The organism is Pseudoalteromonas sp. NC201, assembly GCF_002850255.1.
GTDB lineage: Bacteria > Pseudomonadota > Gammaproteobacteria > Enterobacterales > Alteromonadaceae > Pseudoalteromonas.
The window spans coordinates 2,340,980-2,355,493 of record NZ_CP022522.1 but is presented as its reverse complement, the minus strand read 5'-3'; the positions used below and the strand labels follow the sequence as shown (position 1 = coordinate 2,355,493).

16 protein-coding genes are annotated in these 14,514 nt (G+C 41.7%); 5 read left to right on the top strand and 11 right to left on the bottom strand.

Features of this window, described 5'->3' with window-relative positions; all coding sequences use genetic code 11:
- Positions 1–2: 2 nt before the first annotated feature.
- Positions 3–1,664, bottom strand: coding sequence for a hypothetical protein (locus tag PNC201_RS09915; protein ID WP_102056950.1), 1,662 nt, complete (start codon positions 1,662–1,664; stop codon positions 3–5).
- 176 nt (positions 1,665–1,840) lie between these two features.
- On the opposite strand from PNC201_RS09915, the gene PNC201_RS09910 reads away from it, so the two are divergent.
- The gene (locus PNC201_RS09910; RefSeq protein ID WP_010604982.1) at positions 1,841–2,419 is read left to right on the top strand and encodes an LPP20 family lipoprotein; all 579 of its coding nucleotides are present in this window, start codon (positions 1,841–1,843) and stop codon (positions 2,417–2,419) included.
- A 41-nt stretch (positions 2,420–2,460) separates the two neighbouring features.
- A complete protein-coding gene (locus PNC201_RS09905) occupies positions 2,461–3,786 on the top strand; it encodes a transglycosylase SLT domain-containing protein (RefSeq protein WP_102056949.1) in 1,326 nt (441 codons plus the stop codon).
- Between the two features lie 14 nt (positions 3,787–3,800).
- Here PNC201_RS09905 and PNC201_RS09900 read toward each other — a convergent pair whose 3' ends face one another.
- A complete protein-coding gene (locus PNC201_RS09900) occupies positions 3,801–4,697 on the bottom strand; it encodes a TIGR01777 family oxidoreductase (protein WP_102056948.1) in 897 nt (298 codons plus the stop codon).
- A 115-nt stretch (positions 4,698–4,812) separates the two neighbouring features.
- On the opposite strand from PNC201_RS09900, the gene PNC201_RS09895 reads away from it, so the two are divergent.
- Entirely contained in the window at positions 4,813–5,850 is a 1,038-nt protein-coding gene (locus PNC201_RS09895; RefSeq protein ID WP_010604979.1) for an AI-2E family transporter, read from the top strand.
- 121 nt (positions 5,851–5,971) lie between these two features.
- On the opposite strand, the gene PNC201_RS09890 is transcribed toward PNC201_RS09895, so the two are convergent.
- The 5 genes from PNC201_RS09890 to PNC201_RS09870 form a co-directional block, all read right to left on the bottom strand.
- Positions 5,972–6,406, bottom strand: a complete 435-nt coding sequence (locus PNC201_RS09890; RefSeq protein WP_010604978.1) for a hypothetical protein — start codon at positions 6,404–6,406, stop codon at positions 5,972–5,974.
- On the bottom strand, positions 6,390–7,733 hold the full coding sequence (locus PNC201_RS09885; protein WP_102056947.1) for an ATP-binding protein: 1,344 nt from the start codon (positions 7,731–7,733) through the stop codon (positions 6,390–6,392). The genes PNC201_RS09890 and PNC201_RS09885 overlap by 17 nt, the downstream gene beginning before the upstream one ends.
- Complete coding sequence (locus PNC201_RS09880; protein WP_010374057.1) at positions 7,727–8,401, bottom strand: response regulator transcription factor; 675 nt, start codon at positions 8,399–8,401, stop codon at positions 7,727–7,729. The genes PNC201_RS09885 and PNC201_RS09880 overlap by 7 nt, the downstream gene beginning before the upstream one ends.
- A gap of 2 nt (positions 8,402–8,403) precedes the next feature.
- A complete protein-coding gene (locus PNC201_RS09875; protein ID WP_010374059.1) occupies positions 8,404–8,661 on the bottom strand; it encodes a PepSY domain-containing protein in 258 nt (85 codons plus the stop codon).
- Positions 8,662–8,769: 108 nt separating this feature from the next.
- Complete coding sequence (locus tag PNC201_RS09870; RefSeq protein ID WP_102056946.1) at positions 8,770–9,069, bottom strand: YciI family protein; 300 nt, start codon at positions 9,067–9,069, stop codon at positions 8,770–8,772.
- A gap of 221 nt (positions 9,070–9,290) precedes the next feature.
- Between PNC201_RS09870 and PNC201_RS09865 the strand changes: the two genes are divergently transcribed.
- Entirely contained in the window at positions 9,291–10,715 is a 1,425-nt protein-coding gene (locus PNC201_RS09865; RefSeq protein WP_102056945.1) for a sodium-dependent transporter, read from the top strand.
- A 72-nt stretch (positions 10,716–10,787) separates the two neighbouring features.
- Here PNC201_RS09865 and PNC201_RS09860 read toward each other — a convergent pair whose 3' ends face one another.
- Together PNC201_RS09860 and PNC201_RS09855 are read right to left on the bottom strand one after the other, a co-directional pair.
- Positions 10,788–11,429 carry a CPBP family intramembrane glutamic endopeptidase gene (locus PNC201_RS09860; RefSeq protein ID WP_102056944.1) on the bottom strand — a complete coding sequence of 214 codons (642 nt, stop codon included), beginning with the start codon at positions 11,427–11,429 and terminating at the stop codon, positions 10,788–10,790.
- 90 nt (positions 11,430–11,519) lie between these two features.
- Complete coding sequence (locus PNC201_RS09855; RefSeq protein WP_010604972.1) at positions 11,520–12,089, bottom strand: inner membrane-spanning protein YciB; 570 nt, start codon at positions 12,087–12,089, stop codon at positions 11,520–11,522.
- Positions 12,090–12,211: 122 nt separating this feature from the next.
- On the opposite strand from PNC201_RS09855, the gene PNC201_RS09850 reads away from it, so the two are divergent.
- On the top strand, positions 12,212–12,484 hold the full coding sequence (locus PNC201_RS09850; protein ID WP_010604971.1) for an HU family DNA-binding protein: 273 nt from the start codon (positions 12,212–12,214) through the stop codon (positions 12,482–12,484).
- A gap of 42 nt (positions 12,485–12,526) precedes the next feature.
- Here the strand turns inward: PNC201_RS09850 and trpA are convergent, their stop codons facing one another.
- Positions 12,527–13,333, bottom strand: coding sequence for a tryptophan synthase subunit alpha (gene trpA / locus PNC201_RS09845; RefSeq protein ID WP_010604970.1), 807 nt, complete (start codon positions 13,331–13,333; stop codon positions 12,527–12,529).
- A complete protein-coding gene (trpB, locus tag PNC201_RS09840) occupies positions 13,330–14,514 on the bottom strand; it encodes a tryptophan synthase subunit beta (RefSeq protein ID WP_010604969.1) in 1,185 nt (394 codons plus the stop codon). Before trpB ends, trpA begins: the two co-directional genes overlap by 4 nt.

Genomic DNA, 14,514 nt, shown 5'->3' with positions numbered 1-14,514 from the left:
ATTCAGTCCATGTTAGTTAAAGATGATAAATAATTTTGTTTTTCTGGTTCAGCTACACCGGTGAAGGTGCGAATGTGGCTAAGCAACGGTGCTGTTTGATTCAGCGGTATATCCTGTTTAATCACTCTGCCAGTCCTTAATTGGGTTTGCAATTGCAGGTGAGTGGTATTTTTGGGTAATTTCACTCGAGCCACTCTAATTTCACCTGGTAAAGATTGCCATTGTCTAGTATCTGCCGCTGCTGTAATGGCGTTGGTGACAGATGATGTTAGCTGAGCAAGCCCTGCCAACAGCGAGTTCTGCTGGATGCCAACTTGCTTTATAGCTTTACTTGCTGTGACTGCTTTTAACACTTCTCGAGAAATAGCGGTGTAAATTTCCATATTGGCATTACCTAGCGCGTCATACAGTGTGAGTAAGTTTACCGAATAAAAGGGGTGTAATTCTGTAAGTTTTTGTCCGTTAGCGAAAAGCGCAACATGTTGGATATCGTTTTTATGAGGTTGTAAGTAAGTAACTGAGATTCTACTGCCATACTTGAGTGCATCAATCACCCCTTCGTCTACGGCTTTTTGCCATAATTTATCACCGAGAGGTAAGCGTTTTGTGACAGTGCCTAAGACAACATCACTAAAGTCACCTGTTGCATAGTTTTGAATGAGATCAAACAAACTGGTATCAGCAAACATTAAATTAAACCATGCGAACTGGGCTTGGCGTTCTTCTTTTGTCCCCCAATAAATCGGCGTAATCACTATCGCTTGTGCCTCTTCATCAGGTCTAAGATAAAGGTTAAACTCTTTGCGCTGCGGTGATACACCTAAGCTTTGAACTAATGTGAAGTAGTTTTCTTCCTTGTCTGCAACCATTCTGTTGAGATCTTGCTGTGCTTGTTGGCCTGCATATTGACCTAGTTTGTATTGTTTACTAAAGCCATTTTTGTATGCGCTCACCGCTCGCTCATATTGGATCCGAGCACTATCTAGCTCGCCTTGTTGTTCATATAAGACGCCACTTAAATACTGTGCAAATGCATCGTCTTTATACTCAAGTTCACCACTGATAAATGGTTGATTAAAAATAGCTTTAAAAATTTGTTCAATATCACTTCCAGCTTTTTGTTGACTTACATAGCCTCCGGTTTGTTGCTGTAATTGAGAGAGATATAAGTCCAGTTGGCGCATTTCTGTCAGTGCAGAGTCATACAAAGCAACACGGTTTACCTTCGAGGCGTTTGCCAACGACACATAATTAAGCGCCATTAATGTATGGATCATGGGTTTATGAAAAGCGCGACCAGTATATTTTTTGTAACTTGCGCCAGTAAAAGTAGAAAAAAGCTGGTCGCTGATGCTGACAGTGTAGGCGGCTTCAATGATTTCCTTTGCGTGAGAAAGGTGTTGATTACTTAATTCATAATGGTGTTGTAAATGCGCTAACATACCTGATTCAAGATAATACAATAGCTCGTCACGAGATGAGTTTTTATAGGCATAGTCAATACGCTGTTGGGCTGAGATAAAATCTCCTTGCTCCGCGTATTCTATGGCCTGCTTGTTGGCTTTAGGGGTCAAGTTACAGCCGCTCAGCATCAAGCAACCTGTAAAGATAAAGAGCTTTATCATGAAGTTATATAAATCAATTTGGAATCGCATTCCTTGCATACTTGTTCTTATAATGGCAGTGTTGTGGTGTTCAATCATATAACAATAAATTAAATAGTAAAAAATTGAATTGAAAGTGCTAAATTGTTAAAAATCGTTTTTACAATTTATTACTGTTAATCAATAATTTTTTTGATAAATTTTATTCCGTAATCAGGGCAATTAAGGAACCCAACATGAAAGCAAAACAACTACTTATATCAGTGGCCGTTATAGGGATGCTATCGGCTTGTAGTTCAAGTAAAGATGATGCGGCTTCAAGCCCAAGAGTTAATATTCCAGAATGGGTTCTCAATCCAACAATCGAAGATGGTATAGCTGCAGCAGATTGTGTGAAATACTCGGGCAACATTTCAATCGATCAAAAAATGGCGGTTGCAAATGCACGTCTTGCGTTAGCTCAGCAAATTGAAACCCGTGTTGAAGGCCTTGATAAGACATTCGCGAACCGTACAGATGCAAACGATGACACAACGGTAGGCGCAACCTTTAGCTCTGTATCCAAACAATTGACTAAACAAACATTAAATGGCTCTCGTATCGTTAAGGCCGATGTTATCGATATTTCTGGTAAAGATTATTTCTGTGCATTGACGACGTTATCACCTGATCAGACTAAAGAACTTTTCAAAGATTTGATCAAAGAAAGTAAGCGCAGTGTAAACCCTCAAGATGAAAAGTTTTTATATCAAGAATTTAAAGCTTACAAAGCAGAAAAAGATCTGGAGAAGGAAATTGCAAGGCTAACTAATTAAAGCGTGAGTTTCACGCTTTAATTTTTTGAAAGGAACGCTCTATGCGCAAATCGATATACTCATTTTTAGTCATGGCGTTAAGTGCCATTCCAAGTGCGGTGGCGAGTCAAGCCCAGCTTTTTGAAGAGCTATCAGAGAAAATGTCACGTTGGCAAACCTCCGAGCCTAGTGATGAAGAGCTGAGCGAGTTTGAGCAATATAAACGCCAACAATTAAGTGAGTTTGCTGATTATGTCGAAGAGCATTTTGAAGAGTACGATGCCTTTCGTGATAATGTGATCCAACAGTGGGGAGATATAACTGTTGCTGATCAAGCTGCATTTGTCACCTACAGTGACGATTTATCATCCAGAATGGTTGTCGACTTTGAAGCCAATGAGTTGGTAGTAAGCATTAGGCATGCAGAAGATGAAAAGGTATCTCAGGCTCAACTTCAAGCCCTATACAAGGAATTTACCGCAAAAGACCGTGCAGTAATTGATGTATTTAATGTTGATACGCTCGCGATAAACCAAAGTGAAACAACGAAACGTGAAGTGGATAACGCTGCTCGTGCAAAAGCGTTGATCGCAGCGAAAAAGCAAATAGATAGCCAATTCGAACAACAGCAACGCTACATAGAACGTCAGACGGATGAGGCCATCATTGACGGTGAAGATTCAAAATTAGCAGAGGCTCAACAACAAGCGCAACAGAAAAAGCTGGAGTTGTTAAAGCAAAAACGCCTTAAAAAGCTATTAGAAACAGCTAGTAATACTGGTAAAAGTGAAGCAACTGTCGTATCTGAGATCGTGCTTAAGCTACCCAAGCAGACTGAACTTTCCAAGCATCGAGCAGAACGTTATGTTAGCCAAGTGAATGCACAAGCGAAGCGCTTTGACATTGAACCTAGTTTAATTTTTGCGGTTATGCACACCGAAAGCCACTTTAACCCAATGGCAAAGTCACACATTCCTGCGTTTGGTTTGATGCAGATAGTACCGACGAGTGCGGGTGTTGATGTGAATCGTATGTTGTACAATCGCGATGAACCGATGTCGGCACCTTATCTATATGTGACGGATAATAATATTGAAGCGGGGACGGCTTACCTGAATATTCTAGATAAGCGCTACCTGAGTAAAATACATAACCCACTTAGTCGTAAGTATTGCACGATTGCGGCTTATAACACCGGTGCTGGAAATGTTGCTCGCGTTTTTAATGCTGATGATTCGAGATCAATTACAAAAGCAGCAAAGATAATTAATTCACTCTCGCCAGAAAACGTACTAGCAGCGCTAGACAAAAGTTTACCGTATGATGAAACCAAACATTACCTGGATAAAGTCTTAACGCGGGAAAAGCTCTATATACCATCTGAATAAAGTATTGCACAAAGTTATAAGTTAAGTGCGTTCAAGGCATCTTCAATATGATCTTGGCGGAATCGATAACCTGCATCGAGAAGTTTTTTTGGTACGACGTATTGGCCGTACAATAGCAATTCTGACATTTCACCATATGCCAATTTGAGGACAAACGGTGGTACGGTAAATAGGCAAGGGCGTGAGATAGCGCGTGCTAAGGCTTGAGAAAATTGCTTATTTGATACCGGGTTTGGGGCTGTTGCATTAATAACACCGCAGATCTCGTCATGTTTAAGTAGATACATTATCGCCTGAATCATATCGTCGATATGGATCCAAGACATCACCTGTCTTCCAGAACCAATCGGGCCGCCAATGCCAAATCGAAAAGGCGGTAACATTTTATCTAAAGCACCTCCCGATTTTGAAAGCACAATGCCTGTTCTTATTATACATATTCTAGTTTGGCTGGAGCTGGCTCTAAAGGCGGTATCTTCCCAATCTCGGCACAGCCTATGGGAGAATTCATCATGGTAATCCTTGAAATCTTCAGTGATGGTCAAGTTATCCGGTTGGCGTCCATAAAAACCTATTGCACTACCTGAAATAAACACCTTGGGCGGTGACGTCGCAGTGTTTATCGCTGTAACGATTTGCTCAGTGATTTTTATCCGGCTATTGTAGATCTCTTGTTTTTTTTCTTTGCTCCACCGGCCATTGGCTATTGGTTCACCCGCAAGATTAATGACCGCATCAAGCTCATTAAAGTCGACATCATCAGTATCGGTGACGCAGCTAACCCCTCCTGGTAATAGGCTTACAGCTTTTGAAGGCGAACGGGTCAGTACAACCAGATTATGTTTGTGTACTAAAAATTGGCATAGCTTTTTACCAATTAATCCTGTAGCGCCTGTTATGAATATATTCATTCTCAATACTCTTTATTGTAATCAAATAAACTTACGTTTTAGCAAGGAGTTAGATCACTCATTTTCATTATAGGTGGTTTGTTTTAGAATGGTAAAAAAGCAAAAGGAGTGAACTGTGTCTTCACTGACTGGAATTAACAAAACGCTGGTGGTTTTGGCCTCGCTATTTTTAGTGTTAGGTGGGATCAAGCTTGCGTCTGAGATTGTTGTGCCGTTTATATTAGCCGCATTCATTGCGATTATCTGTAATCCCATGCTCAAGCTTTTGGCCCGTTTTAAGATACCAAAAGGTCTGGCCATTCTGGTGATTATCGCACTTGTGATTTTAATTGGTGCAAGTATTGGTGGGCTTGTTGGGCAATCAGTCAATGATTTCTCTAAGCAGCTGCCAACTTATAAAGAAGACTTACAAGAAAAGTTCGTTTGGTTGGTCAATACTGCAGCGAACTACAATATATTATTGGATAAACAACAACTTATTAGCATGCTAGACCCAAATAAGCTAATCGATGTGGCCACCAACATGCTGACTGGCTTTGGTGGTGTGATGGCAAATAGCTTTTTAATTCTGCTTATCGTCGTCTTCATGCTTTTTGAAGCGCCTTCTTTGGGCCACAAAGTGCATCTCGCACTAGACGACCCAGAGATGAAAATGCAGCAAATTGATAGATTTTTAGATTCTATCAATAGCTATTTGGCGATTAAAACGCTTGTTTCACTGGCGACTGGTGTCGTGGCGGCCGTTTTTTTATGGGCGTTAGATGTTGATTACTTCGTGCTTTGGGGCGTAGTTGCATTTTTGCTTAACTATATTCCAAACATAGGTTCAATCATTGCGGCTGTGCCGCCTGTTTTTCTGGCCTTAGTGACACAGGGGCCATTGGTGAGCGGCATTGTTGCTGTGGGTTACATTTGTATTAATACCTTAATGGGCAACATTATTGAGCCAAGGTTTATGGGTCGAGGGTTAGGTTTATCGACCTTGGTAGTGTTTCTCTCGTTAATCTTCTGGGGGTGGTTACTCGGAACTGTTGGAATGCTGCTTTCTGTGCCACTTACCATGGTTGTGAAAATTGCCCTTGAAACCAGCGAAGAGGGTAAATGGCTTGCAATCCTTCTCGGTTCAGAACAACCCGATAATAGACCATCTTAACAACGCTGAGATCCGGCAAATAAAAAGGAGCTATAAACAGCTCCTTTCTGAGGTTTACTCGTCATTATCTGAAGCTCAGGTTATTAAAGCTTAGCACCTAATAATCCAATCAAAAATGTCGCTAGAGATTCAAATCTTCTTTCAATACTTTACTGCTTTTTAGCTCGATGATGTGCGCTTTTAAAAATGCAATTTTGCAATTTTTATAAGCTGTCGCTGAGCGCGTTGCGTTTGGCATGTCTAGTAAGTATCGCCACCGGCAGCTGTCTTCCATATATTCCTCCTGATTGCGAAGGGCACGTTCCATAATTGGCAAGATCTGTGTATTACCAGTGTCCGCTTGGTACTTTTTAGTATCGAGCAATAACTTAGTGATCCAGGTTTGACGATGACGTTCGAGTAAGTTGATATTGCCATCCAGGCACATGAGGAATTTTTTCGCCTTTTCCGGATGCGTTGACTCATACTTCGTACAGTCTTGTAGTGTGACATCGTCGTCTGCAATCACAGAAAAGGTTAATCCCGATACCAATAGACTGCTAATTATTCTTTTCATGGTTAAACTCTATCGTAAATTTCGCGCCACCATGTTTGGAAGTACCGATTTGCATCAAGCCATGATAGGACTTAACTAAATCAGATACGATAGCCATTCCTACGCCGTGGCCAGCTTCATAGGTGTCTAATCTTGCACCTCTGGTTAGTAGTTCTGAGCGGCGATGCTCTGGAATGCCAGGGCCATCATCTTCTACTTCTATGATTAGTAGGCGCTTTTTAGGTGCACTTACTTTTATATCGACCAAGGAACCACATGCTTTACAGGCGTTATCTATAATATTACCAAGAATTTCCATTAAATCCGTTTTATCACCTAAAAATGCAACCTCCTCACCACATTCGGATGAAAATTGAATGTGCTTGTCATGATACACTTTAGTCATGGCGTTGAGTATTGAGTCAAGTACGGGTTTTACTGATGTTTGTTTCTTCCATGTATCGGATGCGCCCGTTGCAGCACGTTTCAATTGATGTTCGATCATTGCATTGATTCTGTCTAGCTGCTCCTGAGCATCTGCATCTTTTGCCAGTGGACTGGATTTGATCACCGCAAGGGGAGTTTTTAACGCGTGCGCAAGGTCGCTAAGTGAAGCTCTATATCTCTCTTTTTGACGCTTTTGAGATTCCAATAGTAGGTTTAAGTCGGATTTGATTGTTAGGAGTTCGACGGGGTAAAGACCTGTGATCTTATCGCGCTCGCCAGCTTCAATCTCTTTAATTTCTCTATCGAGTCGTTGCAGCGGCCTTGCGTTCCATACAAACCCAAATGCCATCAATCCGGCTATCACCACACCCATAACCAGCATCCAGTTGACCAAGGTGTTTCTAAACCCTGACATTAATTCCATCAGCGCGTCATTTTTCTTTAAAAGTACAAAGCGGGCTTGCTGCGATTGCTCTGCATTTCCGAGAATAACGGTCAGGCTAAGTTGCCAAAACAGTACGCCATTATATTCAACTCGTTTAAACTCAGATGCTCCAGCCTGGTTTTCTGAAAAGTCAGGTGAAATTGAGAGATTTACAGCCGACTCGGAATACCAAACGAGGGAGTTATCTTGATAGACCAGTGCATAAGTATCAGAATTCAATCTGTTTAACTCAGGTGCAAGAATACTGCGAGGCATTTCGAGTCCGTTAGAGACAAATTCGACTTCAGAGATAAGTGAGTAGAGGTGGGCTTCCAATGTTTTTTCAGTCGCATCGACTAAAGAAGAGTAATAAGCCCTGCCCACGGAGAAAAATAGCGCGGGAAGGGCAATAATAAGCACAAAGACAAGGATAAATCCTTGTCTTATTTTAAGCGAAATTTGAGAGCTGTTTACCACTGATTTTTGAACCTATATCCACGTCCTCTAAGGGTTTCAACAGGGTTCAGAGTGCCATCAGGATCAAGTTTCTTACGCAGCCTTAAGACAAACACTTCAATGACGTTAGAGTCTAAGTCAAAGTCCTGATCGTATATGTGCTCAGTGAGCTCAGATTTAGAAATGACTTTTTGTGGGTTAACCATTAAGTATTCTAAAACTTTATATTCATAGGCTGTTAGTGATAGCTCGTTATCGTTAACCCAGACTTGTTGTGAGCGAGTATGGATTTTGATTGGACCAATGCAAATCTCTGGATTTGCTTGTCCAGCGCTACGTCTAATAAGTGCATTACAGCGCGCAATTAGCTCTTCAACATGAAACGGTTTAGTGAGGTAGTCATCAGCACCTGCATCAAGGCCTTCCACCTTGTCTTGCCAGCGGTCGCGTGCCGTTAAGATTAAAATAGGGATCTTAACGCCGTTAGCACGTGCTCTACGGATAATTTCAATACCGTCAAGTTTTGGCAAACCGAGGTCGATTACTGCCATATCTAACGGATATTCTTCAAGGTGAAATAATCCAGACTCACCATCATGACACAAGTCAACGCTATATTTTTCTTTCTCTAATGCATTTCGCAGGTTTTCTGCTAGTTGAATATCGTCTTCGATAACTAAAATACGCATCCTTAGTCCTTATTTACTTCACCTGTCTTCTTGTTTACTTTTAAGTCAACAATTCGACCATCTGGTTGGAGAATTCTTACCACAAAAAACTGATTTTCTTCAGAAATCTTAAGCGTCTTCCCAGCGTACTTATCAAGCGCCAGAGACACCGCTTCTTTTTTTGTAATTGTCTTTACATTCTTATCATTGCGGCTATTGGCGTCTGCTACACTCGAAGCGAACGCCAAAATCAACGCTAAAAGAGTGAGTTGCAATCGCATTTTAAGCTCCACAGTTTCATAGATACTAAGTGTCTAAACTTCATAAATCTCAAACAAATTTAGTGCTTTTGTAATTAACCTTTGCTGAACTTAACGTTCAGTAAACTTTTATGGCAGAACTCGCTTGTACGGTTTTACAATACTAGCAGTATAGACACCAGCATCAATATAGGGATCGACGCTCGCCCATTGCTGTGCACTTTCTAGGTTTTCAAACTCAGCAATAACCAAAGAACCCGCAAAACCCGCTTCACCAGGATCTTCCGAGTCAATCGCCGGTAACGGGCCTGCTGCAAACAATCGACCTTGTTGTTTTAATTCTTCTAAACGAGCTAGATGAGCAGGGCGTACAGCAAGACGCTTTTCTAATGAGTTTTCAGCGTCGGTTGAATAGATCATGTAAAGCATAAGTATTAGTTCCGGATTGGTTTCTAGGTTATTATTGTTATTTTTACGTATTTTGTCGGCTGTTCAGGCCCGTTTATCAATACTATGATAAAACGCCCTCAGTGCAAAAGTAAATGTACACAGAGTTTTTCAGTGATTAGACATTTAAACTTGAAAAACACTCAGCTTGACTGGTAGAGTCCTTCGGATATTTGTAGAAAATAATAATAAGGTTGATTGCAATGAGTGCAAACCGTGAGCATTTTAGCTCCCGATTAGGGTTTATCCTTGCCGCTGCAGGTTCTGCTGTTGGTATTGGTAACTTAGTCGGCTTTCCTGTTTCCGCCGCAAAAAATGGTGGTGGGGCATTTTTACTAATCTATGCACTATTTGTAGTGTTTATCTGTTTACCTGTCATGATGGCCGAAATGGCAATGGGTAGGAAAGCCCAAAAGGACCCGTTTGGCGCATATAAGCTGCTATCTAATCATGATAAAAAGTGGTCAATAGCTGGATTCTTGGCTGTACTCACGCCGTTTATGATTGCCGTCTTCTATATGGTTATTACCGTTTGGATTTTTGGCTTCTTAGCGCAAACAGCTTTAGGTAACTTAGATGCACTCGCCTCTCCGAAGTACTTTGGCACTTTTATCAACGATACCAATGTTTTCATCTATATGTTGATAGTGGGTGTGATCGTGAATCTTATCTTGGTTGGCGGTGTAAAAGAAGGGATTGAAAAAGCAGCTAAGTTACTCATGCCAGCGTTATTTGTCATGTTAATTGGCCTTGTCGCATACGTATTAACTCTTGATAACGCGATGGCAGGTGTACGCTATTACATCGTTCCTGACTTCGAAAAGATGAATGCAAGTGTGTTAAATGGCGCACTGTCACAAGCGTTCTTTTCACTGTCTTTGGGGATGGGTATATTGATCACATACGCTTCGTATATTTCTAAGAAAGACGACATCGTCGGTAGCTCTAAAATGGTCGCTATTACAGATTCATTAGTGGCGTTTATCGCAGGTCTGATGGTACTTCCGGCTATCTTCAGTTTCAATCCGAATACAGATCCAAGTAAGTTATCTGACTCTTCTGTATCTATGATTTTCGATTACTTGCCGAAATTGTTATTGGCTTTACAAGATGATATTGGCTACGTCGGTGCCTCAATAGTTGCAGGTACTTTCTTTTTACTGGTTTTCTTTGCTGCGATAACGTCGCTAGTGTCAATTGTCGAGGTGCCTACAGCGACTTTGATGGAAGAAAAATGTATTTCACGTAAAAAGGCATTGATTATCTTAGCGTTGACCACAGGTATCTTGACTGTGCTATCTACTATGTCTTTTGGAATGGTGGATTGGCTTACAAGTTTTGTAAGTTATGGCGATGCTCAGAAGAGCTTCTTTGACCTAATCTACGATGTGTTTTACGACACTATTTTACCCTTGAATGGTCTGCTGTTGTGTCTATTTGTTACTTATCGCTGGAAAAAATCTGGTTTGAATGAAGAACTTGCGCAAGGTTCAGAGGGGTACGTAGGCAGCTTTACTGAGAAATATATTAATTTCTCCCTATCTACATTCATCCCGGTGATCCTGTTAGCTATTTTCATTAATACCGTTGCAACTAAATATTTTGCATTCAGTATCTTTGGCTTCTAGCAACGGAACATTTGGTTTGGGCACGATGACATCGGCGTATTAATGCGCCGATGTTTATTCTTCACTAAGCCACTAAAATTTTACGCCCGAATCTAAGTACTGCCCAACTCCTATTGTAAACATCCACAGCCCCCACAGGCTATGCTCTAACACACACACGGCAAGGGAACGGCTGTGTGCGTAAGTATAAGAAAATAGTAGTCCTCCAACAAAAGATAACGCCACGGCTATCCAGTTGTCATAGACGCAGTGAGCAAGCGCAAACACCAATGCACTTAACAAAACTCGGTTGTTTTTATTTGGTAAAATCCTTTTATAGCGATGAAAGAAGTAGCTCCTGAAAATTAACTCTTGTGGTAAGACAGAAAGAATAGGGTAAGCAAATAATAATAATAACCAGTCGCTGGGTGAATTGAGCGGCAGGGAAAACCAATTTCCTTGACTAACTAAACCATAGAGCATGGCTGAAAACATCGCACCTGCGAAAAACGTGGTGAATAAACGTTTTTTGACGGACGAAAACTCTCCCAAACTGGTTAACCTAAATCGTTTGAAATGGGGGTCGGTTAGTAGTAAATGGGTACAGACTGCCATTAAAATGATCAGTGCTGGAAAAAGCCAATTGTTGAGGTGATCACGGAATTGATAAGCGACAATGGGCAGGACAAAGAATACAAATACGAGTTCACACCACCGGTATTGGCTTGCGTTCAAGGCTGGTTCCCCAAAATATTTGGCGGCTACAAGCCGCTATAGTTAGCTCTTACTCGTTAACTATAGCAGCTGTAGATGAACCTTGAATGGTTACTCTTCAGGTAAATATTTTTGAATTTTAAACATGGTAAAGAGGAGTGCAACGAAGGTGATCCCAATTAAACCAAAGACTTTAAAGTTCACCCAAAAATCAAGAGAGAAGTGGTACGCAACGTAAAGGTTTAGGCCAGCGATGAAGAAAAGTAATACTGCCCAAAATAGGTTTAATTGGTCGCAGTCTTTTACTGGTAAATCAATATCAATCTCGCTTTTTTCCTTCTCAGCTACTGACTTTAAAACCCCTTCGAGTGCGCCTTTTACCAAGTTTTTATTAAACAAGTACCTCGATACGAGTAAAGCCACACCTAAAATTGCATAAATAATAGTGGCTTTCCATTTTATAAATTGCTCATCATGGAAGAAAATCGTCATTCCACCGAGGATCAACGCAATCGCTAAGAATACCCAATGACGTTTTGCGACTTCGCGCTTAGTGATGTATTGGTGTGCAACCTGTATAAGAGAAGCGATGATTAGCACACCCGTTGCCCAAAAAATATCGACAAACTTATAAACCGCAAAAAACAGGATAAGCGGTAAGTACTCAATTAAAAATGACATTTTTTATCCTAACAAAGTTGGTTGTAAGGGTTTTACCAAGATACGGCGAGAACATCAACATTGACTTTCTTTAACGAAACCCATAGCCTGCTGCGCTCATTCAATGGTTCAGAGGTATTTGCATGAATAAGAGCGATTTAGTTACAAAAATGGCGGAAATTAGTGGATTAACAAAGAAAGATTCACAGACGGTGTTAAATGTCATTTTACAGGCCACTAAAAAGCGCTTGTCAGAAGGCGATCAGATGCAAATCAATGGACTTGGGACATTCGCGTTAAGTTATCATCCCCCAAAGCAAGGACGTAATCCTCAAACGGGTGAGACCATCACCATTGAGGGACAAAATAAGGTATTATTTAAGCCTGCTAAAGCCTTAAAAGATAACTTGCGTTAATTCTAAGAAAAGCCAGTGTTAAACACTGGCTTGAAAGTAATATTACTTCTGCGTTGCAGCTTTCATTCGCTCAACAAAGGTTTTTAGCTCAAAGCACATGGTGCTAGGGTCATCCAAGTGTTTTTCGATGATTTTCACCACTGCAGAGCCACTTATCGCACCTGCTGCACCTGAGCCAATCGCATGCTTTACATGCTCCGGTTCAGAAATACCAAACCCTAGCAGTGGCGGCGCAGCATGATATTCGATAAGTTTGGTGATCATCTCTGTTGCCGGCATTTGTGCTGTCGTTTCTGTACCTGTCACGCCTGCACGCGAAAGTAAATAGGTATAGCCACGACCTCGGGTGGCGCATTCTCGTAACGTATCATCGCAGGCATTCGGTGTGGCAATGAAAATTGGCGCGATGTCATTTGCCATTGCAGTGAGCCTAAACGGTTTGGCTTCGTGCAGTGGCACATCAGCAACTAAGATAGAATCCACACCCGCAGTTTTGGCGTCTTGATAAAACTGCTCAATACCACGAGCAAAAATCAAGTTTGAGTAAAGCAACAAACCAATTGGAATATCACTGTTGTAGCGACGAATTTCAGCGATGATCTCAAGACAGTCTTGCGTATTAACATCTTGCTCTAATGCACGGATGTTAGCCGCTTGGATAACAGGACCATCAGCGATGGGATCGGAAAACGGAATACCGAGCTCCAATGCATCAGCGCCACCGTCAATCAGGCTTTTGATGATCTCAATACTGAGTGCCTTATCGGGATCACCAATCGTCACGAAAGGAACAAATGCACCTTGGTTTTTTTCATTTAAGTGCGCGAACATCGCGTCATAACGTCTCATAGTTCACCTCGCTCAGATAGTACCTGGTGGACGTGAGCTAAGTCTTTGTCTCCGCGACCACTTAAGTTAACAACAATCACCGTTTCTTCCGTTTGCGCTTCTGCATATTTTAGTGCGTATGCCAGAGCATGGCTTGACTCTAGGGCTGGAATAATACCTTCGTGTTTAGCAAGCGCTTGAAAGGCATTTAATGCTTCAGTGTCGGTAATGCCAACATATTGCGCGCGGCCTGTTTCATGAAGGTAGGCGTGTTGTGGACCAACAGCTGGGTAGTCAAGACCTGCTGAGACAGAATAAGATTCTTCAATTTGGCCATCTTTGTTCTGCATGATATAGGTATAGGCGCCATGTAAAATACCTTTAGTACCTTTACATAATGCTGCGCCGTGTTCGTCAGTATCCAAGCCTTTACCAGCCGGTTCCACCCCGATTAATTTCACGCCTTTTTCGTCAATAAAATCTGCGAACATACCAATAGCATTTGAGCCGCCGCCCACACAAGCGATAACCGCATCTGGCAAACGACCTTCTGCTTTTAGTACTTGTTGTTTCGCTTCTTCACCAATCATTTTTTGGAACTCTCGGACAATCGTCGGGAATGGGTGAGGACCTGCAGCCGTTCCGAGTAAATAATGTGCCGTTTTGTAGTTTGCAGACCAATCACGTAATGCTTCATTTACTGCGTCTTTTAATGTGCCTGAGCCAGCAGTAACAGGGATAACTTCCGCACCCATCAAACGCATTCTAAATACGTTAGGTTGCTGACGCTCAACATCTTTAGCCCCCATGTATACCCGGCACTTTAAGCCGAGTAAGGAGCAGGCTAGGGCGGTTGCAACACCATGTTGTCCAGCGCCGGTTTCAGCGATGACTTCTTTTTTCCCCATACGTTTGGTTAAGAGCGCTTGACCCAACACTTGGTTGGTCTTGTGTGCACCACCGTGAAGTAAATCTTCACGCTTTAAGTACAGTTTGACCTTAGGGTTTTTAACTAAGTTGCGTGTCTTGGTCAGTGGTGTTGGGCGACCCGCAAATTCATTCAAAAGTTGATAAAACTCCTGTTGAAATTCTGGGTCTTTTTGTGACTTATAAAACTCCTGTTCTAACTGCTTTAACGCAGGTACGAGTAACTCGGGCACAAACATGCCTCCGAAGTCACCAAAATAAGCTGAATTACTCAT

Excerpts from the sequence above, each read along its gene's own strand:
- PNC201_RS09915 (WP_102056950.1), bottom strand. The coding sequence starts at position 1,664 with ATGCAAGGAATGCGATTCCAAATTGATTTATATAACTTCATGATAAAG.
- PNC201_RS09910 (WP_010604982.1), top strand. The coding sequence starts at position 1,841 with ATGAAAGCAAAACAACTACTTATATCAGTGGCCGTTATAGGGATGCTA.
- PNC201_RS09905 (WP_102056949.1), top strand. The coding sequence starts at position 2,461 with ATGCGCAAATCGATATACTCATTTTTAGTCATGGCGTTAAGTGCCATT.
- PNC201_RS09900 (WP_102056948.1), bottom strand. The coding sequence starts at position 4,697 with ATGAATATATTCATAACAGGCGCTACAGGATTAATTGGTAAAAAGCTA.
- PNC201_RS09890 (WP_010604978.1), bottom strand. The coding sequence starts at position 6,406 with ATGAAAAGAATAATTAGCAGTCTATTGGTATCGGGATTAACCTTTTCT.
- PNC201_RS09880 (WP_010374057.1), bottom strand. The coding sequence starts at position 8,401 with ATGCGTATTTTAGTTATCGAAGACGATATTCAACTAGCAGAAAACCTG.
- PNC201_RS09875 (WP_010374059.1), bottom strand. The coding sequence starts at position 8,661 with ATGCGATTGCAACTCACTCTTTTAGCGTTGATTTTGGCGTTCGCTTCG.
- PNC201_RS09870 (WP_102056946.1), bottom strand. The coding sequence starts at position 9,069 with ATGCTTTACATGATCTATTCAACCGACGCTGAAAACTCATTAGAAAAG.
- PNC201_RS09865 (WP_102056945.1), top strand. The coding sequence starts at position 9,291 with ATGAGTGCAAACCGTGAGCATTTTAGCTCCCGATTAGGGTTTATCCTT.
- PNC201_RS09855 (WP_010604972.1), bottom strand. The coding sequence starts at position 12,089 with ATGTCATTTTTAATTGAGTACTTACCGCTTATCCTGTTTTTTGCGGTT.
- PNC201_RS09850 (WP_010604971.1), top strand. The coding sequence starts at position 12,212 with ATGAATAAGAGCGATTTAGTTACAAAAATGGCGGAAATTAGTGGATTA.
- trpA (WP_010604970.1), bottom strand. The coding sequence starts at position 13,333 with ATGAGACGTTATGACGCGATGTTCGCGCACTTAAATGAAAAAAACCAA.
- trpB (WP_010604969.1), bottom strand. The coding sequence starts at position 14,514 with ATGAGTAATTCAGCTTATTTTGGTGACTTCGGAGGCATGTTTGTGCCC.